This window comes from Micromonospora sp. WMMD1274 (genome assembly GCF_049179035.1).
GTDB lineage: Bacteria > Actinomycetota > Actinomycetes > Mycobacteriales > Micromonosporaceae > Micromonospora > Micromonospora tulbaghiae.
The window spans coordinates 4,720,151-4,745,856 of sequence record NZ_JBMHMG010000001.1; the positions used below are offsets into that span (position 1 = coordinate 4,720,151).

Consider the following 25,706-nt stretch of genomic DNA (forward strand, 5'->3'; position numbering starts at 1 on the left):
TCCGATCTCCCGGCCCTGGAGTGAACCGATGTCCAGCACCCGTGCCGCGCCCGCGCCGCCCGACCGCCCACCCGCGCGCAAGCCCGGCCCTACCGGAGCCGCCGACCGGCGGATGACCTGGCGCGACCGGCTGTACCGCTTCGACATGCGGTACATGCCGTACCTGATGATCGCGCCGTTCTTCCTGCTCTTCGTGGTGTTCGGGCTGTTCCCGCTGCTGTTCAACGCGGTCGTGTCGCTGCGCAACTACCGCCTCGACGACCCGACGCTGCCGTACTGGGCGGGCGTGGAGAACTTCAGCCGCCTGGTCGCCGACGAGGACTTCTGGAACGCCCTGGCCAACACGTTCGGCATCTTCCTGCTCTCCACGGTTCCGCAACTGCTGCTCGCGCTGCTCGTCGCGTCGCTGCTCAACCGCAAGCTGCGGGCGCAGACGTGGTGGCGGGTGGGCGTGCTGCTGCCGTACGTGACACCGATCGTGGCCTCGACGATGGTGTTCAGCGTCTTCTTCTCCCGCGACTTCGGCATGGCGAACTGGGCGCTGGGCCTGCTCGGCATCGGCGGCGCGGACGACCCGATCGACTGGCGGGCGGACAAGCTGCACGCCTGGATCGCCATCGCCACGATGGTCAACTGGAAGTGGATCGGCTACAACGCGCTGCTCTACCTGGCCGCCATGCAGTCCATCCCGCGCGACGTCTACGAGGCCGCGGCGATCGACGGCGCCGGGCAGTGGAAGCAGCTCTGGCGGATCACCGTGCCGATGATCCAGCCGGTGGTCCTGTTCACAGTCATCCTGTCCACCATCGGCGGGTTGCAGCTGTTCACCGAGCCGATGCTGTTCGACCCGAACGCGCAGGCCGCGACCGGCGGGCCGGACGGCGAGTGGCAGACCATCGCCCAGCTCATCTACAAGGTCGGCTGGAAGGACCTCAACCTCGGGTACGCCGCCGCCATGTCCTGGGCGCTGTTCCTGATCATCCTGATCGTGGCCGGCGTCAACTACCTGCTGACCAACCGACTCTCCGGAGGCCGCCGGTGACGACGCGACGCGTGGTGGCCCGGGCGCCACAGGACACCCCGGCCGGGCTCTGGACCTACCTGCTCCTCGCGGTGAGCATGCTGTTCGCCGCGTTCCCGCTCTACTGGATGTTCGTCATCGCCACCGGCGACGACGAGGCGCTGGCGAAGCTGCCCCCGGCGGTGATCCCCGGCGACCGCTTCCTCACCAACGTCGACGAGGTCTTCTCCCTCCAGGACGTCTACTTCGCCGCGTCGCTGGTCAACAGCGTCATCGTCTCCGCCGTGGTGACCGCCTCGGTGCTGTTCTTCTGCTCGCTGGCCGGGTTCGCCTTCGCCAAGCTGCGCTTCACCGGCAGCCGCGTGCTGATGCTGTTCGTGGTTCTCACGCTCACCGTCCCCAACCAGCTCGGCATCGTGGCGCTCTACATCGTGATGGGCAAGCTCGGCTGGAACGGCACGCTGCTCGCGGTCATCGCGCCCGGCCTGGTCACCGCGTTCGGCGTGTTCTACATGCGGCAGTTCATCGTGAACACCGTCCCGGACGAGCTGATCGAGTCGGCCCGGGTCGACGGCGCCACGACCATGCGGGTGTACGCGACGATCGTGCTCCCCGCGATCCGTCCGGCCCTGGCGGTGCTCGGCCTGCTCACGTTCGTGGCCACCTGGAACGACTTCCAGTGGCCGCTGATCACGCTCAGCGGCACCGACTACCCGACGTCGATGGTGGCGATCTCGGACCTGGCCAGCGGCAACTACGTGATCTACCGGCGGGTGCTCGCGGGCGCGTTCATCGCCACCGTCCCCCTGCTGGTCATGCTGTTCATCGGTGGACGTCAGATCGTCCGCGGAATCATGGAAGGCGCGGTGAAGTCGTGAGCCGTCGAACGCTGCTGCACGAGGGATGGACGCTGCGGGCCGAGCCCGGCCCGGCGGTGCCGCCGGAGATCGCCGGGGCGGCGGTGCCGGCCACGGTCCCCGGTAGCGTGCACACCGACCTGCTCGCGGCCGGCCTCGTCCCCGACCCGTACCTGGACGACAACGAGAACCGCCTCACCTGGATCGGCCGCACCGACTGGGTCTACGAGACCACATTCGCCTGGCAACCCGGTGACGAGGACCGGATCGACCTGGTCTGCGCCGGACTGGACACGGTCGCCACCGTCACGCTCAACGGCGTCGAGGTCGGCCGCACCGAGAACCAGCACCGCTCGTACCGCTTCGACGTCCGTGCGCTGCTGCGCCCGGACGGCAACACCCTCGCCGTACGCTTCGCCTCCCCGTACCGGTACGCGGAGGCGCACCGGGACCGGCTCGGTGACCGGCCGAACGCGTACCCGGAGCCGTTCCACTTCATCCGCAAGACCGCCTGCAACTTCGGCTGGGACTGGGGACCGACGCTCGTCACCGCCGGCATCTGGCAGGACATCGGGCTGCACGCCTGGTCGACCGCCCGGCTCGCGTCGGTCCGGCCGCTGGTCACGGTGGTCGACGGCACCGGCCGGGTGGAGCTGCGCGCCGAGGTCGAGCGGGCCGGCGACGAGCCGCTGACCGTCCGCGCCACCGTCGCCGGGGTCACCGCCGAGGTCGCCGTACCGGCGGGGGAGCGGACCGCCGTCGTGACGCTCACCGTCGCGGACCCCGCGCTGTGGTGGCCGATCGGGTACGGCGACCAGCCGCGGTACGACCTCGACGTGAGCCTGCACGGCGCCGGTGGCCGGGAGCTGGACGCCGCGTCCCGCCGGATCGGGTTCCGTTCGGTCCGGCTGGACACCACGCCCGACGCGCACGGCACCCCGTTCGCGCTGCACGTCAACGACGTGCCGGTGTTCGTCAAAGGCGTCAACTGGATCCCCGACGACGCGTTCCCCGACCGGGTCACGCGGGAGCGCCTGGCGCAGCGGTTCGCCCAGGCGGCCGGGGCGAACGTCAACCTGCTGCGCGTCTGGGGCGGCGGCCGGTACGAGTCGGACGACTTCTACGACCTCGCCGACGAGATGGGCCTGCTGGTGCAGCAGGACTTCCTGTTCGCCTGCGCGGCTTACCCGGAGGAGGAGCCGTTCCGCACCGAGGTCGAGGCGGAGGCGCGCGAGCAGGTGACGCGCCTTGCCGGGCACCCGTCGCTGGTGCTCTGGACCGGCAACAACGAGAACATCTGGGGCTGGCACGACTGGGACTGGCAGGAACCCCTGGCCGGGCGCACCTGGGGACGCGGCTACTACCTGGAGCTGCTGCCGGAGATCGTCGGCGAACTGGACCCGACGGTCCCGTACTGGCCGGGTAGCCCCTGGTCCGGCAGCGAGGACGTCCACCCCAACGACCCGGCGCACGGCACCACGCACATCTGGGACGTGTGGAACACCGACGACTACACCCGCTACCGGGACTACGTGCCCCGCTTCGTGGCCGAGTTCGGCTACCAGGCGCCGCCGGCGTACGCGACGCTGCGCCGGGCCCTCTCCGACGACCCGCTCGCGCACGACTCGCCGGGCATGGCGCACCACCAGAAGGCGGCCGACGGGGACGGCAAGCTCCGGCGCGGGCTCGACGCGCACCTGCCGCCGCCCGCCGACTTCGACGACTGGCACTACCTCACCCAGCTCAACCAGGCCCGCGCCATCCAGTTCGGCGTGGAGCACTTCCGCTCGTACCGGCCGGTCTGCGCGGGCACCGTCGTGTGGCAACTCAACGACTGCTGGCCGGTCACGTCCTGGTCGGCGATTGACGGCGACGGGCGCCGCAAACCGCTGTGGTACGCGCTGCGCCGCGCCTACGCCGACCGGCTGCTCACCGTGCAGCCGCGTGACGGCGGGCTGGCGCTGGTGGCGGTGAACGACACCGCCCAGGCGTGGAGCGGGCCGGCCACCGTCACCCGGCTGACAGTCACCGGGGAGCCGAGGGCGAAGACCTCGGTCGACCTCGACGTCCCGGCGTACTCCTCGGTCGTGGTGGTGCTGCCGGCGGAGCTGGCGCGGCCGGACGACGGCCGCGTCGAACTGCTGGTCGCGGACGCCGGGGACGCCGCGGAGCGCGCGCTGTGGTTCTTCGCCGAGGACCGCGACGTGCGGTGGCCGGCGGCGCAGTGGGACGCGACCGTCGAGCCGGCCGACGGCGGCTGGCGCGTCCGGGTGACCGCCCGGACGGTGCTGCGCGACCTGACGCTGTTCCCGGACCGCCTCGATCCGGCCGCGCAGGTGGACCGGGCGCTGGTGACGCTGCTGCCGGGGGAGAGCGCGACGTTCACCGTGCGCGCGCCCGGTCCGCTCGACGCCGACGCGCTCACCCGCCGCCCGGTGCTGCGCTGCGTCAACGACCTGCTCTGAGGCGGTCAGCCTCATCTCCGTCGATTTGAAGATTTCTGCAAGTGCTAAAGTCTTCAGAGTCGTCGGAGGGGTGAGTCGTGTCGGTGCCGCTGTACCAGGCCAAGGCGGAGCTGTTCCGCACCCTCGGGCACCCGGTCCGCATCCGGGTGCTCGAACTGCTCCAGGACGGGCCGTTGCCGGTCCGCGACCTGCTCGCCGCCATCGACGTGGAGGCGTCGAACCTCTCCCAGCAGCTCGCCGTGCTGCGCCGCGCCGGCATGGTCACCTCCTACCGGGACGGCCCGCTGGTGATGTACGCGCTCAGCACCCCCGACGTGGCCGACCTGCTCGCCGCCGGACGGCGCATCCTCGGCGCGGTCCTCACCGACCGGGATGCCCTGCTGGACGAACTGCGGGCCTCGGGGACGGACCGGTGAGCGGGGCGGCCCTTCGCGCCGGTGACCTCGTACGGCAGGCGGGCCGGCTGTTCGGCCGGCTGCTGCCCGGTCGGGCCGACTGGGCGGCAGTGCGCCGCTCGCCCCGGCGCGACCTGCTCGCCGGGCTCACCGTCGCCGTGGTGGCGCTGCCGCTGGCGCTGGCCTTCGGCGTCACCTCCGGGCTCGGCGCGCAGGCCGGTCTGGTCACCGCCGTCGTCGCCGGAGCGGTCGCGGCGGTCTTCGGCGGCTCCAACCTCCAGGTCTCCGGTCCCACCGGGGCCATGACAGTCGTGCTGGTGCCGGTGGTGCAGCAGTTCGGCGCCGGTGGCGTGCTGATGGTCGGCGCGCTGGCCGGGCTGATCCTGATCGCGCTCGCGCTGGCCCGCCTCGGCCGGTACGTCCGCTACCTGCCGGCCCCGGTGATCGAGGGCTTCACCGCCGGCATCGCCGTGGTGATCGCGCTGCAACAGGTGCCCGCCGCGCTCGGCGTCACCGGGGCGCACGGCGAGAAGGTGTGGGCGGTGGCCGCCGACGCGGTCGCCCGGTTCGCCGCCCAGCCCCGGCCCGCGGCGATCGCCGTGGCGCTCGGCGTGGCGGCGCTGATGCTGCTCGGCGGCCGGTGGCGGCCCGCCGTGCCGTTCTCCCTGGTCGGGGTGGCCGCCGCGACGATCCTCGCCGAGCTGGCCCCGATCGACCTGGCCCGGATCGGCGAGCTGCCGCAAGGGCTGCCCGCGCCGTCGCTGGACTTCGTGGACCTCGGCGCGCTGGGCGTCCTGCTGCCGAGCGCCCTGGCCGTGGCCGCGCTCGCCGCCCTGGAGAGCCTGCTCTCCGCGACGGTGGCGGACGGCATGACAGTCGGCGAGCGGCACGACCCGGACCGGGAACTGTTCGGCCAGGGCCTGGCCAACCTCGCCTCCCCGGTGTTCGGCGGCATCCCGGCGACCGCCGCCATCGCCCGTACCGCTGTCAACGTCCGAGCCGGTGCGTCCTCGAAACTCGCCGCGCTCACCCACGCGGTGGCCCTCGCCGCGATCGTGCTCGCCGCCGCCCCACTCGTCGGCCGCATCCCGCTGGCCGCGCTGGCCGGCGTGCTGCTCGCCACCACGGTCCGGATGGTGGAGGCGGCCTCCCTGCTGGCGCTGATGCGGGCCACCCGGGCCGACGCGGTGGTGCTGGTGCTGACGTTCGCCGTCACGGTGATCTGGGACCTGGTCACCGCAGTGGTCGTCGGGCTCGCCGTCGCCGTGGTCCTGGCGCTGCGCGCGGTGGCCCGCAGCGCCAAGCTGGAACAGGTGCCGCTGGACACCGGCGAGCACAGCGACGAGGAGCACGCGCTGCTCGCCGAGCACATCGTCGCGTACCGGCTGGACGGTCCGCTGTTCTTCGCCGCCGCGCACACCTTCCTGCTGGAGCTGGCCGAGGTGGCCGACGTACGGGTGGTGATCCTGCGGATGTCCCGCGTCTCCACCATCGACGCGACGGGCGCCCAGGTGCTCGGCGACGCCGTCGCCCGGCTGCGCGGCCGGGGGATCACGGTGCTGATCTCCGGCATCACCCCGGGCCACGACCAGGTGCTCAGCACGCTCGGCGTCGCCGACGAGCTGCGCCGCGAGGGCCTGGTGTTCGCGGACACCCCGGCCGCCATCCGGTACGCCAGAGGTGTCGCCCTCGCCGCGAGCCACGCCTAGGCTTTCGTCACCTCGGCGTCCACCTCCTTCTGCTTCCGCACGCCGAAGATGATCAGGTAGCCGAGGATCCAGACCTCGCCCACGGTGGCGGGCACCACCAGCAGGTCGCCCACGGCCCCGGCGCCGGGCGCGAGGTACGCGACGAACGTCATGAGCACGTAGCCGGCGCCACCTGCGACGAGGACCCAGCCCAGCGGCAGGGGCAGCCAGCCCGACCGGAGCACGCACCAGCCCATCGGCACCAGCCAGAGGCCGAAGAAGAGGCCGCCCACCTCCCACAGGTTCCCGCTGACCAGATAGAGCAACTGGACGGTGCCGGCGTCGCCCGGCCCGGCGGTCGCGGCCTGCAGAGCCGTCGCGAGGACGGCGGCGCTGCCGAGGATCGCGACGGCGTTGACCAGCCCGAAGGCGGCGATGCTGCCCGCAGCGGTGCCGTCGACGGTACGGAACAGCCGGTAGAACCAGACGGCGGTGAGCGTCTGGGTGAGGACGACCAGCAGTTCGAGCGCGATGCCGGCGCGAGCCAGCGGCTCGTGGGCCACCAGGTTGGCGAGCGTCGTGCCCGCGTCGTCGGCGTCGAAGATCATCGGCCGGACGGTGAGGAAGCCCAGCGCGCCGGTGACGGCGAGCCCGAGGTAGAACAGCCCGGTCACGCGGGCGGTACGGATCAGCTGGTGCATGGCGGCTCCTCGGGGGTGGGTCGACGTGCCGTGGCGGGGTTGCCTTACGTCGTAAGGCCAACCATACGTTGTAAGGTCAAGGGGAGATGGGAAGCCGGATGGGAGCGCGGAAGCCTCGGGAGCCGCTGAGTCGCGAGCGAGCCCTGGCCAGCGCGATCGCCCTGGTCGACGCCGAGGGGATGGCCGCGCTCACGATGCGCCGGCTCGCCGCCGAACTCGGCGTCGAGGCCATGTCGCTCTACCACCACCTGCCCGGCAAGGCCGGACTGCTCGACGGCCTCGTGGACGCCGTAGCCGCGGAGATCACCTCAGCCGCCGAGCAGGCCGAGGCGGACGCGCCCGGCGCCGACTGGCGAACCCGGCTGCGGCTGCGCTTCCTCGCCGCGCGTGCCGTCATGCTGCGGCACCCATGGGCCCCGGCGCTGCTCAGCTCCCGCCCGACCGTCCCCACCGGGGTGTACGCCTACTACGACGGCATCCTCGCCACACTCGTCGACGGCGGCTTCTCGTACCGGATCGCCCACCGGGCGCTGCACGCCTTCGGCAGCCTGGCGCTCGGCTTCGCCCAGGAGGTGTTCCGGCCGGACGCGGGCGGGGAGGCGGACGCGGACGCCGCGGAGGCCGAGATGGTGGCGCTGGCCGAACGGCTGCCGCACCTGGCCGCGATGGTCGCCGCCGAGACGCACGACGCGGCGGATCCGACACTCGGGTGGTGCGACAGTCGGACCGAGTTCGAGTTCACCCTCGACCTGCTCTTCGACGGCCTGGAACGACACCTGCCGCGCTGACGTCCCCGGCGGGTTCGGGCGGCGCCCGGCGGGTACCAGGACGGCATGACTGATCCGGTTGAGCTGTCCGAACTGCACGCCGGAGGCGCCGACCCCGACGACGTCACCCCGGACGACCCGCACGCGGACCTGGACGGGACCGACGAGAACTCACCGGCGGAGTTCGGCCTGCCAATCGACGGCACCGCAGCGGCCGAGGAAGATCCCACCCAGCGGTGAGGGGAACGCCATGGGTGTCAAACGGGCCCGGAGACACCCATGGTGTTCCACTCGGTGGCGGCGGAGGCCGCGGGGCGCTAGTTGGGCAGGGCGGCGAGGCCGGCCAGCAGTTCCCACCGCTCGGCCTCGGTGAGCACCGCGTACGCCGGTTCGTCGCGGCGGTCGGTGTCCGCCTCGATCGCCGCGCGTTCCGGGCCGTCCGGCAGCGCGCGGATCTCGTCGGCGGTCAGCCCGGCGGCCCGCCACGCGGCCCGGTGCGCGTCCGCGCGGTGGTGGCGCAGCGAGCCCAGCCGGGTGACGAGCAGCAGCGCCGGGGAGGCGCCCTTCGGCTCGTACGGCGGGGACATCGCCCGGAACACCGGCCCGCCGGTGGCCTGCGCGTGCGTCAGCACCCGGCCGACCAGGTCGGCGAGGCGGGGCACGATGCTCAGACCGGGCAGCACCCCGGGCAGCATGGTCCACAGTTCCTCGGCGGCCTCGCCGGTGGCCCGCTGGGCGAACAGCGTCAGCTCGCGGCCGAGGTCGGTGAGGTGCCACGCGCCCTCGGCGTCCCGGACGACGACGCCCTGCTCCAGTTCCTCGTCCATGCTCCCGGAGGTGTAGACCAGGCCGTCGGCCAGCGCCTCGGCGGGCATCGGCCGGGCCAGCACACCGGAGAAGAAGGTGTTCTCCGCGCCGAGGGTGCAGCCCCGCTCGGCGTAGAACGCCTCCATCCGGGCGCGGGCTCCCCAACGGGCGCCCACGTAGACCCGGTCGATCGCCGGCCGGACCAGTCGCGCGTAGCTCACCGTCGTCTCCACGCCGCCGGACCCTACCGGCGGCGGGCGTCGCGCGGGGCCCTGTCGCAGACCCCCGCGCTGCTCACTCGGGGACGCGGCGGTAGGCGCCGTCGCTGGCCGAGGTCGCCATCGACGCGTACGCGCGAAGCGCCGCCGACACCGGACGCTGCCGGTCGACCGGGGTGTACGGGCGGTCCCGCTTCTCCTCGGCCACCCGGCGCGCCTCCAGCTCGTCGGCGGGCACGTTCAGTTCGATCGACCGGCCCGGGATGTCGATGACGATCTCGTCGCCGTCACGGACCAGCGCGATCAGCCCGCCGGAGGCCGCCTCCGGGGAGACGTGCCCGATGGACAGGCCGGAGGTGCCGCCGGAGAACCGGCCGTCGGTCAGCAGCGCGCAGGAACGGCCCAGCCCACGGCCCTTGAGGAACGAGGTGGGGTAGAGCATCTCCTGCATCCCGGGGCCGCCCTTCGGGCCCTCGTACCGGATCACCACCACGTCCCCGGCGACGATCTCCTTGGCGAGGATCGCGGTCACCGCGTCGTCCTGCGACTCGTAGACCTTGGCCGGGCCGCGGAACGTGAGGCACTCCTCGGGCACACCGGCGGTCTTCACCACGCAGCCGGCCGGCGCGAGGTTGCCGTGCAGGATCGCCAGGCCGCCGTCCGCGCTGTACGCGTGCTCCCGGTCGCGGATGCAGCCGCCGGCCGCGTCGGTGTCCAGCGACGACCAGCGGTTGGCGGTGGAGAACGGCTCGGTGGTGCGCACCCCGCCCGGCGCGGCGTGGAACAGCTCGACCGCCTCTCGCGTGGCCGAGCCGCCCCGGACGTCCCAGTCGGCGAGCCACTCGTCGAGGCTGGGGGAGTGCACCGCGCGCACGTCGCGGTGCAGCAGCCCGGCGCGGTCCAGTTCGCCGAGGATGGCGGGGATGCCGCCGGCCCGGTGCACGTCCTCCATGTGGTAGTTCGGCGAGTTCGGGGCGACCTTGGCCAGGCACGGCACCCGACGGGAGATGGCGTCGATGTCGGCGACGCCGAAGTCCAGTTCCGCCTCGCGGGCGGCGGCGAGCAGGTGCAGCACGGTGTTCGTGGAGCCGCCCATCGCCACGTCGAGGGCGATCGCGTTCTCGAACGCCTCCCGGCCGGCGATCGAGCGCGGCAGCACCGAGGCGTCGTCGTTCTCGTACCACTGCTTGGCGATCTCGACCACGGTGCGCCCGGCCTCGACGAACAGCGACCGCCGCGCGGCGTGGGTGGCGAGCGTCGAACCGTTGCCGGGAAGGGCCAGGCCGATGGCCTCGGTGAGGCAGTTCATCGAGTTGGCGGTGAACATGCCGGAGCAGGAGCCGCAGGTGGGGCACGCGGAGCGCTCGATCTCGCCGAGCTGGTCGTCGGTGACCGCCTCGTTCGAGGAGGCGATCATGGCGTCGATCAGGTCGATCTTGGAGTGCACCACGCCCTCGATCGCCACCGTCTTGCCGGCCTCCATCGGGCCGCCGGAGACGAAGACCGTCGGGATGTTGAGCCGCAGCGCGGCCAGCAGCATGCCCGGGGTGATCTTGTCGCAGTTGGAGATGCAGACCAGGGCGTCCGCGCAGTGCGCGTTGACCATGTACTCCACCGCGTCGGCGATCAGCTCCCGGCTGGGCAGGGAGTAGAGCATGCCGCCGTGGCCCATGGCGATGCCGTCGTCCACGGCGATCGTGTTGAACTCCCGGCCGACGCCGCCGGCCTCGGCCACCGCGTCGGCGACCAGGCCGCCGAGGTCCTTGAGGTGGACGTGACCGGGTACGAACTGGGTGAAACTGTTCGCGATGGCGACGATCGGCTTGCCGAAGTCGTCGTCGGTCATCCCGGTGGCCCGCCAGAGGGCCCGGGCGCCGGCCATCGTCCGACCGTGGGTGGAGGTCCTCGACCGCAGCTCAGGCATGACAACCAGTCTGACACCATCCGCGCGGCTATCCCGCGGCGCGCACCCTGTGTCCCAACAGTTGCACACCCGGTGCCCCACGAGAGGCGCTCATCCGGCAGAGTTGACGCGTGCAGTCGTCCCCGGGGATGGTCACCGTCGCGGTGTTGAGCGGCATCGTCGCGGCCGGTGCCGCCGGGCTGCTCGCCGCGTCGGTGCGGCGCCGCACCGGCCCCCGCCGGCCGGCCCACCTGCTGCTCGCGGTCGCCGCCGGGGCCGCCCTGTTCAGCCTCCTGGTCGGTCTCGGCGGCCTGCTGGCCGCCGGTGACCACTGGGCGCACCGGCAGGGCCAGCGGACCGGGTGGGCGGTCCTCGTCTCCGTCGGTACGACGCTCGCGGCGCTCGGCCTCGGCGCCGCCGTCCTGCGGCTGCCCGGCGCCGCCGCGACCCGGGCCGCCACCGCCCGGCTGCTGCTCGACGGCCTGATCATGGGCAGCGCGCTCTGGTTCGTCGGCTGGGTGGCGTTCAGCGAGCCGACCCGGCTGCTCGGCGACGCCACCCCGGTCGCCTGCCTGCCGATCGTGCTGGCCACCGTCAGCGCGGCGCTCACCACCGGGCTCACGATGATCGTCGTGCTGCGGGTCGCGCCGCCACGCGGGTGGCTGACGCTGCTCGCCGCCGGCGCGATAGCGGTGACAGCCGGCGGGCTGGCCGTGTCCGCCGGGCTCTGCCAGGCCGGCCCGGGCATGGTGCTCACCGGCGCGGTGCTGACCGCCGCCGGTCTGCTGGCCACCGTCGTGGCCGGGCGCCGGGCCGACCTCACGCAGCTCGACGTCGACTTCATCCGCCGCGACGGCGAGTACGCCTTCGTGCCGATGTTCGCCATGGCGGCCTCCGCGATGTACCACCTGGTGCAGGGCGGCGGATTCGACGGGTACGCCATCGTGGCCGGCACCGTCGAGGGGTTCGCGCTGGTGACCCGGCAGTACCTCGCCCTCAACGACGTGCGCGGCTACGCGATCCGGCTCGCCGAGCGGGAGGCGCACTTCCGCGAGCTGGCGCACACCGACCCGCTGACCGGGCTGGCGAACCGGCGCGGGCTGCTGCGTGCCCTGCACCGCAGTGCCGAGGCCGGCGTGCCGTGCGTGCTGCTCGGGCTCGACCTCGACGGCTTCAAGAACGTCAACGACATGCGCGGGCACGACGTCGGCGACGCGGTGCTGATCGAGGTGGGGCGGCGGCTGCGGGGCAACCTGCGCCCGGGTGACCTGGCCGCCCGGCTCGGCGGCGACGAGTTCGCGGTGCTGATGCACGGGCCGGCCGACCCCGGCCCGGTCGCCGACCGCCTGCTCGGGGTGCTCGGCCGCCCGTACGAGCAGGGGGACGGGCCGGTCTTCCTGTCGGTGAGCATCGGGGTGGCCGCCGGGCACGGTGAGCAGGACGTCGAGCTGCTGCTGCGCAACGCCGACCTGGCGCTGCGCTACGCCAAGCAGCGGGGCAAGAACCGGATCGAGCGCTACGACGCCACGTACGACCAGCTGCTGAGCCGGCGTACCCGGATGGAGCACGAGCTGCGCGGCGCGATCGAGCGCGACGAGCTGCGGCTGGTCTTCCAGCCGGTGGCGTCGCTGCCCTCGGTGCGGCCGGTCGGCGCGGAGGCGCTGCTGCGGTGGCGGCACCCGGAGCTGGGCAACGTCCGGCCGGACGAGTTCATCCCGCTCGCCGAGGAGTGCGGGATGATCGCCAAGCTCGGCGCGTGGGTGCTGCACCAGGCCTGCTTCCAGCTCTCCCGCTGGCTGGCCGACGGGCACGACGTCTGGGTGTCGGTGAACGTGTCGCCGCGTGAGCTGCACGCCCCGGAGTACGTGGTCCAGGTGGCCGACGCGTTGCGCGCGCACCACGTGCCGCCGCAGCGGCTGGTGCTGGAGGTGACCGAGCACGCGGTCGCGACTGACCTGGACGAGCTGATCCGGCGGCTCACCGCGCTGCGGCTGACCGGCGTCCGGATCGCGTTGGACGACTTCGGCGCCGGCTACTCGTCGCTCGGCCAGCTCCGGCGGCTGCCGATCGACATCCTCAAGATCGACCACAGTCTGGTCGCCGAGCACGAGCCGGTACGGCCGGTCGGGCGGGACGGCCCGGCGTTCGCCCCGATGGTCGACATCGTCATGCGCCTGGGCCACCAGCTCGGGCTGGAGGTGATCGCCGAGGGCGTCACCAACCCGACCGAGCTGGCCGCCGTGGTGGCCGCCGGCTGCCGGTTCGGCCAGGGCGCGCTGTTCGGCTGGGGCGTACCGGCCGAGCACCTGGAGGCGATGCTGGAGGCGGCCACCGCCCCCGGCAACCGGCACAGCGCGATGCCGCCGGTGCCGCCGCCCGCGCCGGCGCGCGCCCCGTCGCCGCTGCTGCCGCGGCTGCGCAACAACCCGCCCGCCGCGGTGCCCGCCCAGCGTCCCCCGATGGGGGGATCTTCGCAGGTGGCGGCGGGCGCGGAGGGGGTGCCGGCGGCCGACACTCCCACGTCCGTGAACCAAAATGTGGGATCAGTTGACTCATCGCGTGAGATGCGTCAGGCTTAGCCGCATGTCGTCGAACCGGTCGCCGCGAGTACTTACCTGAGCGCACTCTCCCACCGAGAGTGCGCTGGCCCCGTGCATCCTGCACGTGGGCTTTTTTGTTGCCGTCGGACCATCGCCGGGACCTCCCCGTCCCATCCTGAGAAGCGCGTCACCCACTCACTTCCGAAGGCTTGAACCGCCATGACGAGACCCACGCCAGAGACCCTCGCCCACTCCGCCCGCCGTGCCCGTTCCGGCACCGGCGCGGCCGGTGACTCCGACCCCGCCGCCCGCTCCGGCCGTACCGTCCCGGCGGCCCCCACCACCGAGACGCCCGTACGGGAGCCCGCCACCGCGCAGGTCTCGGGTGCCGGTTCGCTCGTGCGGTCGCTCGAGGCGCTCGGCGTCGACGTGGTCTTCGGCATTCCGGGCGGCGCGATCCTGCCCGCCTACGACCCGCTCTACGACTCCACGGTCCGGCACATCCTGGTCCGCCACGAGCAGGGCGCCGGGCACGCGGCCACCGGTTACGCGCAGGCCACCGGCCGGGTCGGCGTGTGCATCGCCACCTCCGGCCCGGGCGCGACGAACCTGGTGACCCCGATCGCGGACGCGTACATGGACTCGGTCCCGATGGTGGCGATCACCGGCCAGGTGGCCCGGCCGTCGATCGGCACCGACGCCTTCCAGGAGGCGGACATCCAGGGCATCACGCTGCCCATCACGAAGCACAACTTCCTGGTGCAGACCGCCGACGAGATCCCCCGCGTGCTGGCCGAGGCGTTCCACCTGGCCGCGACCGGCCGTCCGGGCCCGGTGCTCGTCGACATCCCCAAGGACGTGCTCCAGGCGCCGGCGACGTTCTCCTGGCCGCCCACGCTCGACCTGCCCGGCTACCGGCCCACGCTGCACCCGCACGGCAAGCAGATCCGGGAGGCGGCCCGGCTGATGACCTCGGCCCGCCGCCCGGTCCTCTACGTCGGCGGCGGCGTGCTCAAGGCCGGCGCCACCGAAGGGCTGCGCAAGCTGGCCGAGCAGACCGGCATCCCGGTGGTCACCACGCTGATGGCGCTGGGCGCGTTCCCCGACTCGCACCGCCAGCACCTGGGCATGCCCGGCATGCACGGCACCGTCGCCGCGGTCTACGGCCTGCAGAAGGCCGACCTGATCGTGGCGCTGGGCGCCCGCTTCGACGACCGGGTGACCGGCAAGCTCGACTCGTTCGCGCCGGACGCGGCAGTGGTGCACGCCGACATCGACCCGGCCGAGATCGGCAAGAACCGGCACGCCGACGTCCCGATCGTGGGCGACGCGCGGCACGTGATCGACGAGCTGATCGCGGCGGTCACCGCCGAGCAGGCCGCGCACCCGTCGGTGGACCTGACCGACTGGTGGGCCCAGCTCGACGACCTGCGCGAGCGCTACCCGCTCGGCTTCGAGGAGCCGGCCGACGGCACGCTCTCCCCGCAGTACGTGATCAAGCGGCTGGGCGAGATCGCCGGCCCGGACGCGGTCTACGTGGCGGGCGTCGGCCAGCACCAGATGTGGGCCAGCCAGTTCATCTCGTACGAGAAGCCGCACACCTGGCTCAACTCCGGTGGCCTGGGCACGATGGGCTACGCCGTCCCGGCCGCGATGGGCGCCAAGGTCGGCAAGCCGGACACCACGGTGTGGGCGGTCGACGGCGACGGCTGCTTCCAGATGACCAACCAGGAGCTGGCCACCTGCGCGCTGGAGGGCATCCCGATCAAGGTCGCCGTGATCAACAACGGCAACCTCGGCATGGTGCGGCAGTGGCAGACCCTGTTCTACGGGGAGCGCTACTCCAACACCGAGCTGGGCACGCACAAGCACCGCATCCCGGACTTCGTCAAGCTCGCCGAGGCGCTCGGCTGCGTCGGGCTGCGCTGCGAGAACGCCGCCGACGTGGACAAGACCATCGAGGCGGCCATGGCGATCAACGACGCGCCTGTGGTCATCGACTTCGTGGTCGGCAAGGACGCGATGGTCTGGCCGATGGTCGCCGCCGGCACCAGCAACGACGAGATCATGTTCGCCAGGGGTGTGCGCCCCGCGTTCGACGAGGACGAACTCTAATGACTATGCACACGCTGTCCGTGCTGGTGGAGAACAAGCCGGGTGTCCTCGCCCGGGTCTCCGGGCTGTTCTCCCGGCGCGGGTTCAACATCGACAGCCTCGCCGTGGGCGAGACCGAGAACCCGGACGTCTCCCGCATCACCATCGTGGTCAACGCCGAGTCCTCGCCGCTGGAGCAGGTGACCAAGCAGCTCAACAAGCTGGTCAACGTACTCAAGATCGTGGAACTGGACCCGCAGGTGTCGGTGGCGCGGGAGCTGCTGCTGGTCAAGGTCCGCGCGGACCGCACGGCCCGCGCCCAGGTGCTGGAGACGGTCGGCCTGTTCCGCGCCCGGGTGGTCGACGTCGCGCCGGACACGCTGACCGTCGAGGCCACCGGCACGCCGGACAAGCTCGACGCGCTGCTGCGCGACCTGGAGCCGTTCGGCATCAAGGAGATGGTCCAGTCCGGCACCGTGGCCATCGGGCGGGGCTCGCGGGCCATCACCGCCGGCCCGGCCCTGCGCGCCGCCTGATCCGTACCCATAAGTTTTTCGACGGGCCGACGGGCACCGCCGTACGAAAGGGAAGTCAATGAGCGTTGAGGTGTTCTACGACGACGACGCCGACCTGGGCCTGATCCAGGGCCGCAAGGTCGCCGTGATCGGGTACGGCAGCCAGGGCCACGCGCACGCGCTGTCGCTGCGCGACTCCGGCGTCGACGTGGTGATCGGCCTGCTCGCCGGGTCGAAGAGCCGGCCGAAGGCCGAGGAGCAGGGCCTGCGGGTGCTCACGCCCGCCGAGGCGGCGGCCGAGGCCGACGTGATCATGATCCTGGCGCCGGACACCGCCCAGCGGCACATCTACGCCGAGTCCATCGCGCCGAACCTGGCCGCGGGCAAGGCGCTGTTCTTCGGGCACGGCTTCAACATCCGGTACGGCCTGATCAAGCCGCCGGCCGACGTGGACGTGGCGATGGTCGCCCCGAAGGGCCCCGGTCACCTGGTCCGCCGCCAGTACGTCGACGGCAAAGGCGTGCCCTGCCTGGTCGCCGTCGAGCAGGACGCCAGCGGCAACGCGTTCGGCCTGGCCCTGGCGTACGCCAAGGCGATCGGCGGCACCCGGGCCGGCGCGATCCGGACCACCTTCACCGAGGAGACCGAGACCGACCTGTTCGGCGAGCAGGCGGTGCTGTGCGGTGGCGCGGCGGCGCTGGTGCAGACCGGTTTCGAGGTGCTCACCGAGGCCGGCTACGCGCCCGAGGTGGCCTACTTCGAGTGCCTGCACGAGCTGAAGCTCATCGTCGACCTGATGTACGAGGGCGGCATCGCCCGGATGCGCTACAGCATCTCCGACACCGCCGAGTACGGCGACCTGTCCCGCGGCCCGCGCGTCATCGACTCCCGGGTCAAGGACGAGATGCGCAAGATCCTCGGCGAGATCCAGTCCGGCGAGTTCGCCCGCGAGTGGGTGGCCGAGGACGAGGCCGGCCGGCCGAACTTCGCCAAGTGGCGGGCCGAGGGCGCGGCGCACCCGATCGAGGAGACCGGGCAGAAGCTGCGGGCCATGATGAGCTGGGTCGACCGGCCGATCACCGAGACCGCCTGAACCCTCCCCACGTGCGGCCCGCGACCCGACGCTCTCCCCGGCGTCGGGCCGCGGGCCGCAGTCCGTTCCGCCCACCACCGGTCAGGTCGCGACCAGCCGGTCCGCCTCGGCGAGTGCCCGCCCGGCCTCGTCCCGGCGGCCGAGCGCAGCCAGCGACGTGGCCAGGTTGCGCAGTGCGACGGCCATCTCCGCGGGCGGCAGCCCGCCGTCCACCGCACGCGCCTGCTCCACCGACTCGCGGTGGGCGTCGTACGCCTCGTCGAGCCGGCCCAGCGCGTCCAGCCGGTTGCCGAGATTGCCCAGCGCGTGGGAGAGGTCGGCCCGGTGGGCCGGATCCTCGTCGGCCAGCTCCCGGCGCAGGGCCACGCACTCCCGCAGCGCCTCGGCCGCCCCGGCCACGTCACCGGACCGGTTCAGGGCCCGGTCCAGGCCGAACAGGGCCGCGCTCAGCAGCGCGCGGTAGGCCGGTTGTTCGGCCACCAGTGACCGGGCCAGCTCGACCGCCTCCCGTCCGGCCGCTGTCCCGGTCGTACCGGCGATCCGCGTGCCGGGCGGCGGCGGATCCTCGTCGCCCCGCTTGAAGGCGGACATGACCGTCACCGCGCACAGGCTCTGGACGAGCAGTGGGCGGAACACCTCGGGCAGGTCGTCGGCCTGCCGTCGGCAGAGCGGCAGGAACTCCTCCAGGAGCGGCTCCAGGTCTTCCCACGCGCCGGCCGTCATCCGTGCCGAGACGAGCGACGCCAGTGCCCCGGCCAGGTGCATGCCCCCGCCTTCGCGTGCCACCTCGACGGCTTCGGCGAGGCGGGCGACGCCCTCGTCCGGCCGGCCGCTACGCAGCAGCAGGAGACCGTGGGTGCGCAGCGCGTGGGCCAGGCTGCTCCCGCGTACTCCGGGAGTCCGGTCGACGAAGCGCCGTAGGTGGTCGACCGCCGTGGCGGCGAGCCGGTCGGCCGCCTCGTCGTCACCCAGTTCCTGCCGGCAGAGCGCCTCGGTCAGCAGCGCGTCGGCGGACATGCGGTGCCCGGGTACCGGTGTGACGGATCGGAGCACCTCCAGGTTCGTGGCGGAGGCCGTCAGCAGTTCCAGCGCGTCCCGGTGCCGACCGTGCACGGCCATGCTGCCCGCGAGGCTCACCGCGGCGTTGGCGCCGACGGACATCCAGCGCAACCGGTGCCGCCAGGGAAGGCCGCGGTACGCGTCCCAGGCCTGCCGGCGGACGTCGAGCGCTTCGTCGGACCGCTCCAGCGTCGTCGCGCATTCCCCGACCACCAGCAGGGTGAGGATCCACCGGGCCCGATCGTCGACGGTGAGCGGTTCCACGCCGGCCCAGGTGCGCAGCGCCAGCCGCGCCGACGTGAGCGCCTCCCGCACCTGGCCGAGATGGGCCCGGTGCCGGGCGAGCAGCATCCGGGCGGTGGCGAGCGCCACGAGCCCGAGCCGGTCGGACGACTCCTCGACGTACCCGATCGCCTCGGTGAGCTCGGCGATGACCGCGGTCGTGGGACGGACGTCCGGCACGCCGGCGCGGGCCACCAGCGCCCGGGCCAGAGCCGTCCGGTGCCGATCCGGGCGTTCGGCGACCAGCCGGCGGCAGAGCGCCACCGCCTCCTCGGCGGCGGCCGTCCGCCGGGCCGTTCCACCCCGCAGGCCGCTCACCACCTGGGACCGGGTGATCAACGCCTCGGCCAGCCTCGGCCCCCAGCCTGCCGGGTCGAGCCGGGCCATCGGCCGCAGCAGCGCGATCCGGACGACCACCGACATCGGCGCTTCCTCCCTCGTGACGACAGCTCCCGTTGTAGCGGGCCGCTGCCAGCGCGACGTCCGGTGAACGGGGGATGACAGGCGTGCGACGGGCCTGTGTGAGGGCCCTCACCCCGCAGTCCGGGACACGCCGGGCGGGCGGCCCCCTACCATCCTTGGTGTGGTGCCCGAGCGCACCCGACGGCCGTGGCACGGATCGGCGCAGGGCGCAGCGCGGCGTCCCGGCGCCCCAGGCCGAACCATTACCGAGCGTCTACGAGGACCGATGAATCCTGTCGTACTGATCGCCGAAGAACTCGCCCCCGCCGCCATCGAGGTGCTCGCGCACGACTTCGACGTGCGCCACGTGGACGGCACCGACCGCCCCGCCCTGCTCTCCGCCCTCTCCGAGGCCGACGCGGTGATCGTACGCAGCGCCACCCAGATCGACGCCGAGGCCGTCGCCGCCGCGCCGCGGCTGAAGGTGGTCGCCCGGGCCGGCGTCGGCCTGGACAACGTCGAGGTGCCGGCCGCCACCGCGCGGGGCGTCATGGTCGTCAACGCGCCCACCTCGAACATCGTCTCCGCCGCCGAGCAGGCCGTCGCGCTGCTGCTCGCGGTGGCCCGCAACACCGCCAGCGCCAGCGCCGCGCTCAAGGCGGGGGAGTGGAAGCGGTCCAAGTACACCGGCGTCGAGATCCAGGGCAAGACCGTGGGCGTGGTCGGCCTCGGCCGCATCGGGGTGCTCTTCGCGCAGCGCATCGCCGCGTTCGGCACCCGGCTGATCGCGTACGACCCGTACATCCAGCCGGCCCGTGCCGCGCAGCTCGGCGTCCGCCTGGTCGGGCTGGAGGAGCTGCTGCGGGAGAGCGACTTCATCTCGATCCACCTGCCGAAGACGCCGGAGACGGTCGGCCTGATCGGCGAGAAGGAGCTGGCGATCGTCAAGCCGGGCGTCCGGATCGTCAACGCCGCCCGCGGCGGTCTGGTCGACGAGCAGGCGCTCGCCGACGCGATCGCGGAGGGCCGGGTCGCCGGCGCCGGCGTCGACGTGTACGCCAAGGAGCCGTGCACCTCCTCGCCGCTGTTCGCCTTCGACAACGTGGTGGCCACCCCGCACCTGGGCGCCTCCACCAACGAGGCGCAGGACAAGGCCGGCCTCGCGGTGGCCAAGAGCGTCAAGCTCGCGCTCCAGGGCGAGTTCGTCCCGGACGCGGTGAACGTGCAGGCCGGCGGCGTGGTCGCCGAGGACGTCCGCCCGCTGCTGCCGCTGGCCGAGCGGCTGGGCCGGGCGTTCACCGCCCTGGCCGGCGGGGTGGCCGCCAGCGTCACCGTCGAGGTGCGCGGCGAGATCGCCGCCCACGACGTGTCGGTGCTCAAGCTCGCCGCCACCAAGGGCCTGTTCAGCTCCGTGGTGGAGGAGCAGGTCACCTACGTCAACGCGCCGCACCTGGCCGCCGAGCGGGGCGTCGAGGTCACGCTCGCCACGCCGGGCGAGACCGTCGACCACCCGAACCTGGTGACCGTGCGCGGCGCGCTGCCGGACGGGCGCACCGTCCGCGTCTCCGGCACCGTGGCGCACACCGGCACCCGCGACGTGTTCAAGCTGACCGAGGTGGACGGCTTCGACGTGGAGATCGGCGCGGAGGGCATCCTGGTCTTCCTGCGCTACGCCGACCGGCCCGGCGTGGTCGGCACCGTCGGCACGCTGCTCGGCGAGGCCGGCGTGAACATCGCCGCCATGCAGGTGGCCCGCCGCGAGGCCGGTGGTGAGACGCTGATGACGCTCACCGTCGACCAGGCGCTCGGCGCCGACCTGCTGACCTCCGCCGCCGACTCGATCGGCGCGGTCGCGGCCAGCGCGGCCGACCTGCGCGACGTGTAGTCCGAACAGGACACATGGGGGCCCGGCCGGATCGGCCGGGCCCTTCGTCGTCCCGGTGGGTCAGGAACGGACGCGGGCCGGTGGCGGGTAGACCGAGCCGTCCTGCGCGTCGAAGAGCATCAGGTCGTGCTCGCCGGCCAGCCGCTCGATGTCCAGCAGGACCTGGTCCGGGCAGGTCGGATGCAGGTTCATCTCGATGTGGTCGGCGGCCGTGTGCAGCGGCGCCACCTCCCACGGCGTACCGGGCCGGGCCGGGCGGTCCGGGTAGCTCGCCGTGATCGCCCGGTAGAAGGCGACGAGTCGCGGGTCGGGGTGCTGCTCGCCGTGCCAGCCGTCGCGGCACTGCTGCACCGCCGCGCGCACCTGCTCCGGTGTCGCCCCGTTCGGCAGGGCCCACACGCTCAGATCGAAACTCACGGCGGACAGCGTGCCATCCCGGGCCCGGCCCGTCACCTCTGCCCCACCGTGCGTTCACCGCTGATTGCCGACACCGTTCACCCGGCGTCCGCTGTGGAGACTGTTGCGTCGAGTTGCGTCGATTCGCTAGCGTACCGATGCGGTTTCCGCTGAGTCGATCCCCGGCCCGTCTTCGGGTGGCGTGGTCGGGCGCCCGGCCCCTCGGCCCGCACCCCTCGATTGCGCGAGCCACGCGCACTCGTCGCTGACCGGCCCTCACGGTCGTTGCCGAGACCGTGGGGGCCGATCGCGCTCCGCGCCGGGCAGCGGATCAGCGTCGGTGGTGCGCGAACAGCGGCCGGTAGTCCGAGTCGTGACGGAACCAGGCCAGCCCGGCCGGTCCGGCGGCGTACAGGGCGGTGGCGTAGGCGTCGGCGACGGCGAGGTTCGGGCCGAGCACGGTGGCGGCCACCAGCCGGTCGGTCGGCTCGCCGGTGTGCGGGTCGACGACGTGGCCGCGCCGGCCGGTGACGCCGGACGTACCGACCGCGCCCGTCGTCATCTCCAGCACGACAGGTGTCCGGCGGGTGTCGGTGGGGTGGTGCACCGCGACGCGCCACGGCCCGCCGTGCGCCGCGTGTCCGCGTACCGTCAGGTCGGCGCCGCTGAGCACGGCGTAGTCGTGGATGCCGGCGGCGCGCAACCGCGCCGCGGCCCGCTCCACCGCCCAGCCGCCGAGCAGGCCGCCCGGGTCGAAGCCGCCGGGCACGGCCCAGGCGTCGAACCAGCCGTCGGTGGCCGCCCGCATCGCGGCGCAGAGGTCGATCAGGTCGGCCAGCGGCGGGTACGAGTCGGGGCTGATCTCGTCGCGGCGCAGCCGGGAGACGAGGCTGTCCGGCCGGTTCGGGCCGTAGGTGAGGTCGACGGCGCGCAGTTCGGCGACGGCGTCGCGCAGCGCCTCGCTGACCGCCCGGTGGCCGAACCACTCCGGCGCGTTGAGCAGCATGGTGTAGTCGGCGGTCGAGGTGGCGACGGTGTGGCGGACGCTGATCCGGCCGGACGCGGCGACGCCGGACCGCTCGGCGCGGTGGTTCGTGGCGCCCAGGTGCAGGTCCGGGCGGGCCGGGCGGAACGCGGACTGGTCGACCCAGCGGGTGCGTGGCTGTTCGTCCGCCCAGTGGGCCCGCCGGTGCTCGATCCGCATGACACCTGCCCCCTCGGTGGTCGCCGCCGCGTCGCGGCGGTGCCGGATTCCGGGCCCCCGTCGGCCCGTGACCCCGACCCTAAGCAGTGGAGATGACCGCACCATGAGTGCCGGCTGGGAGCCTCCTGTGATTCGCCGTCCCGGATGATGGAAGATTCGTACCGGGGGGCGGGACGGCGACGTACGGTTGCGCCTAACGACAAGACGAGGAGCGTCAGGTGGCACACATCGCGGTGGTGGCCGGCGACGGCATCGGACCCGAGGTGGTCGCGCAGGCCCGTAAGGTCCTCGACGCGGTGGTGCCCGGTATCGAGGCCACCGAGTACGACCTGGGCGCGGCGCGCTATCACCGCACCGGCGAGGTGCTGCCCGACTCCGTCCTCGACGAGCTGGCCGGTCACGACGCCATCCTGCTCGGCGCGGTGGGCGACCCGACCGTGCCGCCGGGTGTGCTGGAGCGCGGTCTGCTGCTCAAGCTCCGGTTCGCCTTCGACCAGTACGTCAACCTGCGCCCGTCCCGGCTCTGGCCCGGCGTCGCCGGTCCGCTGGCCGCGGTCAAGCCCGGCGAGGTTGACCTCGTGGTGGTCCGCGAGGGCACCGAGGGGCTGTACGCGGGTGCCGGCGGCGCGCTGCACCGGGACACCCCGGCCGAGGTGGCCACCGAGGAGAGCCTGAACACCCGGCACGGCGTCGAGCGGGTGATCCGCGACGCGTTCGCCCGCGCCGCCCGCCGGGAGCGGCGCAAGGTCACGCTCGTGCACAAGACCAACGTGCTCACCCACGCCGGGTCGCTCTGGGCGCGCGCCTTCGCCGCGGTGGCCGCCGAGCACCCGGACGTGACCACGGAATACCAGCACATCGACGCCGCCGCGATGTTCCTGGTGACGAACCCGTCGCGGTACGACGTGGTGGTCACCGACAACCTGTTCGGCGACATCCTCACCGACATCGCCGCGGCCGTGACCGGTGGCATCGGGCTGGCGGCCAGCGGCTGCATCAACCCCGAGGGGCGCTACCCGTCGATGTTCGAGCCGGTGCACGGCTCGGCGCCGGACATCGCCGGCCAGGGCGTCGCCGACCCGGTCGCCGCGGTGCTGTCCGCCGCGCTGCTGCTGGACCAGCTCGGCCACGCCGACGCCGCCGCCCGGGTCACCGCCGCGGTCGGCACCGAGCTGGCCGCCCGTACGCCCGGGACGCCGCTGCGCACCGAGGAGGTCGGCGACCGGCTCGCCGCGCTCTCCGTAGCCTGACCGGGCCGACCCTGCTGGCGGCCCGGTACCGGGCCGCCAGACCCGTCACCGGGCCCACCCCGACCGTCCGGCGCGTCCGCCGGGGCGGAGCTATCCGCTGAACGACCGTTCGGGGTAAGTTTTCTGGCACCAGTGACGTCGGCGCGCGATCCCGCATGCCGTCAACCCGCAGGGAGGTCAGCGCGATGAGCGGTGGTGACATGCTCGATTTCGAGATCCGTCCGAATCCCGCGCCGGTATCCGCCGCCGACCGGGCCGCCCTGCTGGCGAACCCGGGCTTCGGCCGGGTCTTCACCGACCACATGGTCACCATCCGGTACGCCGAGGGCAAGGGCTGGTACGACGCCCGCCTGGAGGCGCGCGCGCCGATCCCGATGGATCCGGCCGCTGCGGTGCTGCACTACGCGCAGGAGATCTTCGAGGGGCTGAAGGCGTACCGCACCGGTGACGCGGTGACGATGTTCCGCCCGGAGGCCAACGCGGCCCGGTTCAACGCGTCCGCCCGCCGGCTGGCCATGCCGGAGCTGCCGGAGGAGACGTTCGTGGAGTCGCTGCGCCGGCTGGTCGAGATCGACCAGGCGTGGATTCCCGAGCACGAGGACGCCAGCCTCTACCTGCGGCCGTTCATGTTCGCCAGCGAGGTCTTCCTCGGTGTCCGCCCGGCCAACGAATACCTCTACTGCGTGATCGCCTCGCCGGCCGGCGCGTACTTCGCCGGTGGCGTGAAGCCGGTGACGGTGTGGGTCTCGCCGGACTACACCCGGGCCGCGCCCGGCGGCACCGGGGCGGCCAAGTGCGGCGGCAACTACGCCGCCTCGCTGGCGGCCCAGGCGGAAGCGATCGAGGCCGGGTGCGACCAGGTGGTGTTCCTGGACGCGGTGCAGCGGCGGTACGTCGACGAGCTGGGCGGCATGAACGTCTTCTTCGTCTACGACGACGGCAGCATCGTCACCCCGCCGCTGGGCGGCACGATCCTGCCGGGCATCACCCGCGACGCGATCCTCGCGCTGGCCGCCGAGGCCGGGCACGAGGTGCGGGAGGCGCCGGTCGCCTTCGACGACTGGCAGGCGGACGCGGCGAGCGGGCGGCTGCGCGAGGTGTTCGCGTGCGGCACGGCCGCCGTGATCACCCCGATCGGCGGCGTGCGCTTCCCGGACGGCGAGTTCCTGATCGGCGGCGGTGAGCCGGGCCGGGTCACCATGGCCCTGCGCCAGAAGCTGGTGGACATCCAGCGCGGCCGCGCCGAAGACCCCCACGGCTGGGTCACCCGGGTCCTCTGACGGTCCTCCCGCGGTGATCAAGGAGTTTGCGTCCGGTTCCGGCGCGGACGAGGACACCAACTCCTTGATCACCGCTGGGCAGGGCCGGGGCGGGGCGGCGGTCAGTCCAGGAGGTGGGTGCGGAGGGACTCCAGCTGCGCCTCGGTGACGCCGGCGTGGGTCAGGTAGCCCTCGATCGAGCCGTAGCCGCCGCGCAGCTCGGCGAGGAACAGCTCCATCGCCTCGGCCGGGGAGGCCAGGAACGGCGGCGGCGGTTCCTCCGCGTCCGGCAGCGTGGCGCGGACCCACTCGGCGAAGCGCTGCGACGCGGCGCTGCTGAGCGCGTAGTCGGCGACCACGTCCTCGTCGGGCACCCCGAGCACCGCGAGCGTGAGCGCGCAGACGATGCCGGTGCGGTCCTTGCCGGCGACGCAGTGCACCACCACCGGGGCGTTGGCGCTGTCCGCGATCAGCCCGACCGCCTCGGCGAGCCCGGCCGTGCCGGTGTGCGCCAGGTCGGCGTAGCGGTCGGCCAGGTAGCGGGCCAGGCTGACGCCGGAGGAGTCGAACCGGTTCGCGCCCCAGTCGGCATGCTCGGGGTGGATGTGCCGGTAGGTCAGGCCGTCGTAGTCGGGCACCCGCCCGTCGCGTTCCACCTCGGTGGGGCGGCGCAGGTCGATCACGGTACGGATGCCGAGCGCGGTGAACGCGCTCCGGTCGGTGTCGTCGATGCGGTGCAGCGAGTCGGAGCGGTAGAGCCGGCCGCGGCGGACGGTGCGCCCGTCGCGAGCGGCGTATCCGCCGACGTCGCGGAAGTTGAACAGGGCGGGGAAGGGGCTCTCCGGGGCGTCCACATCCGACACGGTAACGGCCGGCGGGGCGCTCGCGCGTCCCCGCCGGCCGTC

21 protein-coding genes are annotated in these 25,706 nt (G+C 73.2%); 14 read left to right on the top strand and 7 right to left on the bottom strand.

Annotation, left to right across the window (positions count from 1 at the left end; genetic code table 11):
* Positions 1-28 precede the first annotated feature (28 nt).
* The 5 genes from ACN27D_RS22460 to ACN27D_RS22480 all read left to right on the top strand — a co-directional run bounded on the left by ACN27D_RS22460 (position 29) and on the right by ACN27D_RS22480 (position 6,447).
* Positions 29-1,042, top strand: a complete 1,014-nt coding sequence (locus ACN27D_RS22460) for a carbohydrate ABC transporter permease (RefSeq protein WP_421499927.1) — start codon at positions 29-31, stop codon at positions 1,040-1,042.
* Complete coding sequence (locus tag ACN27D_RS22465) at positions 1,039-1,899, top strand: carbohydrate ABC transporter permease (RefSeq protein WP_421499928.1); 861 nt, start codon at positions 1,039-1,041, stop codon at positions 1,897-1,899. Before ACN27D_RS22460 ends, ACN27D_RS22465 begins: the two co-directional genes overlap by 4 nt.
* Positions 1,896-4,343: a glycoside hydrolase family 2 protein gene (locus tag ACN27D_RS22470; protein WP_421499929.1), complete on the top strand. Its 2,448-nt coding sequence runs from the start codon at positions 1,896-1,898 to the stop codon at positions 4,341-4,343. Before ACN27D_RS22465 ends, ACN27D_RS22470 begins: the two co-directional genes overlap by 4 nt.
* Before the next feature lie 77 nt (positions 4,344-4,420).
* Positions 4,421-4,759, top strand: a complete 339-nt coding sequence (locus ACN27D_RS22475; protein WP_091419334.1) for an ArsR/SmtB family transcription factor — start codon at positions 4,421-4,423, stop codon at positions 4,757-4,759.
* The gene (locus tag ACN27D_RS22480; protein ID WP_421499930.1) at positions 4,756-6,447 is read left to right on the top strand and encodes a SulP family inorganic anion transporter; all 1,692 of its coding nucleotides are present in this window, start codon (positions 4,756-4,758) and stop codon (positions 6,445-6,447) included. The genes ACN27D_RS22475 and ACN27D_RS22480 overlap by 4 nt, the downstream gene beginning before the upstream one ends.
* On the opposite strand, the gene ACN27D_RS22485 is transcribed toward ACN27D_RS22480, so the two are convergent.
* Positions 6,444-7,127, bottom strand: a complete 684-nt coding sequence (locus ACN27D_RS22485) for a DUF4386 domain-containing protein (protein WP_421499931.1) — start codon at positions 7,125-7,127, stop codon at positions 6,444-6,446. The genes ACN27D_RS22480 and ACN27D_RS22485 overlap by 4 nt on opposite strands.
* 86 nt (positions 7,128-7,213) lie before the next feature.
* Between ACN27D_RS22485 and ACN27D_RS22490 the strand changes: the two genes are divergently transcribed.
* Both ACN27D_RS22490 and ACN27D_RS22495 read left to right on the top strand, forming a co-directional pair.
* Positions 7,214-7,915, top strand: coding sequence for a TetR/AcrR family transcriptional regulator C-terminal domain-containing protein (locus tag ACN27D_RS22490; protein WP_421499932.1), 702 nt, complete (start codon positions 7,214-7,216; stop codon positions 7,913-7,915).
* 45 nt (positions 7,916-7,960) lie between these two features.
* Positions 7,961-8,134 carry a hypothetical protein gene (locus ACN27D_RS22495; protein ID WP_358170173.1) on the top strand — a complete coding sequence of 58 codons (174 nt, stop codon included), beginning with the start codon at positions 7,961-7,963 and terminating at the stop codon, positions 8,132-8,134.
* A 77-nt stretch (positions 8,135-8,211) separates the two neighbouring features.
* On the opposite strand, the gene ACN27D_RS22500 is transcribed toward ACN27D_RS22495, so the two are convergent.
* Together ACN27D_RS22500 and ilvD are read right to left on the bottom strand one after the other, a co-directional pair.
* A complete protein-coding gene (locus ACN27D_RS22500; RefSeq protein WP_421499933.1) occupies positions 8,212-8,934 on the bottom strand; it encodes a hypothetical protein in 723 nt (240 codons plus the stop codon).
* 61 nt (positions 8,935-8,995) lie between these two features.
* Positions 8,996-10,843, bottom strand: a complete 1,848-nt coding sequence (ilvD, locus tag ACN27D_RS22505; RefSeq protein ID WP_364804106.1) for a dihydroxy-acid dehydratase — start codon at positions 10,841-10,843, stop codon at positions 8,996-8,998.
* A 110-nt stretch (positions 10,844-10,953) separates the two neighbouring features.
* On the opposite strand from ilvD, the gene ACN27D_RS22510 reads away from it, so the two are divergent.
* The 4 genes from ACN27D_RS22510 (at position 10,954) to ilvC (ending at position 17,064) form a co-directional block, all read left to right on the top strand.
* Positions 10,954-13,401: a putative bifunctional diguanylate cyclase/phosphodiesterase gene (locus ACN27D_RS22510; protein ID WP_421499934.1), complete on the top strand. Its 2,448-nt coding sequence runs from the start codon at positions 10,954-10,956 to the stop codon at positions 13,399-13,401.
* Between the two features lie 180 nt (positions 13,402-13,581).
* The gene (locus ACN27D_RS22515) at positions 13,582-15,477 is read left to right on the top strand and encodes an acetolactate synthase large subunit (protein WP_120571300.1); all 1,896 of its coding nucleotides are present in this window, start codon (positions 13,582-13,584) and stop codon (positions 15,475-15,477) included.
* Positions 15,477-15,992 (top strand): acetolactate synthase small subunit, encoded by a 516-nt coding sequence (ilvN, locus tag ACN27D_RS22520; protein ID WP_030500879.1) that lies wholly within the window; start codon positions 15,477-15,479, stop codon positions 15,990-15,992. The genes ACN27D_RS22515 and ilvN overlap by 1 nt, the downstream gene beginning before the upstream one ends.
* 58 nt (positions 15,993-16,050) lie before the next feature.
* Complete coding sequence (gene ilvC / locus ACN27D_RS22525) at positions 16,051-17,064, top strand: ketol-acid reductoisomerase (protein ID WP_421499935.1); 1,014 nt, start codon at positions 16,051-16,053, stop codon at positions 17,062-17,064.
* Between the two features lie 81 nt (positions 17,065-17,145).
* Here the strand turns inward: ilvC and ACN27D_RS22530 are convergent, their stop codons facing one another.
* Positions 17,146-18,828: a tetratricopeptide repeat protein gene (locus tag ACN27D_RS22530; RefSeq protein WP_358170180.1), complete on the bottom strand. Its 1,683-nt coding sequence runs from the start codon at positions 18,826-18,828 to the stop codon at positions 17,146-17,148.
* Between the two features lie 265 nt (positions 18,829-19,093).
* On the opposite strand from ACN27D_RS22530, the gene serA reads away from it, so the two are divergent.
* Complete coding sequence (gene serA / locus ACN27D_RS22535; protein ID WP_421499936.1) at positions 19,094-20,692, top strand: phosphoglycerate dehydrogenase; 1,599 nt, start codon at positions 19,094-19,096, stop codon at positions 20,690-20,692.
* A gap of 60 nt (positions 20,693-20,752) precedes the next feature.
* On the opposite strand, the gene ACN27D_RS22540 is transcribed toward serA, so the two are convergent.
* Positions 20,753-21,109 carry a hypothetical protein gene (locus tag ACN27D_RS22540; protein WP_205775916.1) on the bottom strand — a complete coding sequence of 119 codons (357 nt, stop codon included), beginning with the start codon at positions 21,107-21,109 and terminating at the stop codon, positions 20,753-20,755.
* Between the two features lie 310 nt (positions 21,110-21,419).
* On the bottom strand, positions 21,420-22,292 hold the full coding sequence (locus tag ACN27D_RS22545; RefSeq protein WP_421499937.1) for an FAD:protein FMN transferase: 873 nt from the start codon (positions 22,290-22,292) through the stop codon (positions 21,420-21,422).
* Between the two features lie 218 nt (positions 22,293-22,510).
* Here ACN27D_RS22545 and ACN27D_RS22550 point away from each other — a divergent pair, with 218 nt between their 5' ends.
* Both ACN27D_RS22550 and ACN27D_RS22555 read left to right on the top strand, forming a co-directional pair.
* Complete coding sequence (locus ACN27D_RS22550; RefSeq protein WP_121686051.1) at positions 22,511-23,542, top strand: 3-isopropylmalate dehydrogenase; 1,032 nt, start codon at positions 22,511-22,513, stop codon at positions 23,540-23,542.
* Between the two features lie 185 nt (positions 23,543-23,727).
* Positions 23,728-24,822, top strand: coding sequence for a branched-chain amino acid aminotransferase (locus ACN27D_RS22555; RefSeq protein WP_121686052.1), 1,095 nt, complete (start codon positions 23,728-23,730; stop codon positions 24,820-24,822).
* 101 nt (positions 24,823-24,923) lie between these two features.
* Here the strand turns inward: ACN27D_RS22555 and ACN27D_RS22560 are convergent, their stop codons facing one another.
* Positions 24,924-25,664, bottom strand: coding sequence for a tyrosine-protein phosphatase (locus ACN27D_RS22560; protein ID WP_421499938.1), 741 nt, complete (start codon positions 25,662-25,664; stop codon positions 24,924-24,926).
* Positions 25,665-25,706 lie beyond the last annotated feature (42 nt).

What these genes read in the sequence shown, in the direction of transcription:
- ilvC (WP_421499935.1), top strand. Translation starts at nt 16,051, where the DNA reads ATGAGCGTTGAGGTGTTCTACGACGACGACGCCGACCTGGGCCTGATC.
- ACN27D_RS22530 (WP_358170180.1), bottom strand. Translation starts at nt 18,828, where the DNA reads ATGTCGGTGGTCGTCCGGATCGCGCTGCTGCGGCCGATGGCCCGGCTC.
- ilvD (WP_364804106.1), bottom strand. Translation starts at nt 10,843, where the DNA reads ATGCCTGAGCTGCGGTCGAGGACCTCCACCCACGGTCGGACGATGGCC.
- ACN27D_RS22460 (WP_421499927.1), top strand. Translation starts at nt 29, where the DNA reads ATGTCCAGCACCCGTGCCGCGCCCGCGCCGCCCGACCGCCCACCCGCG.
- serA (WP_421499936.1), top strand. Translation starts at nt 19,094, where the DNA reads ATGAATCCTGTCGTACTGATCGCCGAAGAACTCGCCCCCGCCGCCATC.
- ACN27D_RS22545 (WP_421499937.1), bottom strand. Translation starts at nt 22,292, where the DNA reads ATGCGGATCGAGCACCGGCGGGCCCACTGGGCGGACGAACAGCCACGC.
- ACN27D_RS22485 (WP_421499931.1), bottom strand. Translation starts at nt 7,127, where the DNA reads ATGCACCAGCTGATCCGTACCGCCCGCGTGACCGGGCTGTTCTACCTC.
- ACN27D_RS22555 (WP_121686052.1), top strand. Translation starts at nt 23,728, where the DNA reads ATGAGCGGTGGTGACATGCTCGATTTCGAGATCCGTCCGAATCCCGCG.
- ilvN (WP_030500879.1), top strand. Translation starts at nt 15,477, where the DNA reads ATGACTATGCACACGCTGTCCGTGCTGGTGGAGAACAAGCCGGGTGTC.
- ACN27D_RS22495 (WP_358170173.1), top strand. Translation starts at nt 7,961, where the DNA reads ATGACTGATCCGGTTGAGCTGTCCGAACTGCACGCCGGAGGCGCCGAC.
- ACN27D_RS22515 (WP_120571300.1), top strand. Translation starts at nt 13,582, where the DNA reads ATGACGAGACCCACGCCAGAGACCCTCGCCCACTCCGCCCGCCGTGCC.
- ACN27D_RS22490 (WP_421499932.1), top strand. Translation starts at nt 7,214, where the DNA reads ATGGGAAGCCGGATGGGAGCGCGGAAGCCTCGGGAGCCGCTGAGTCGC.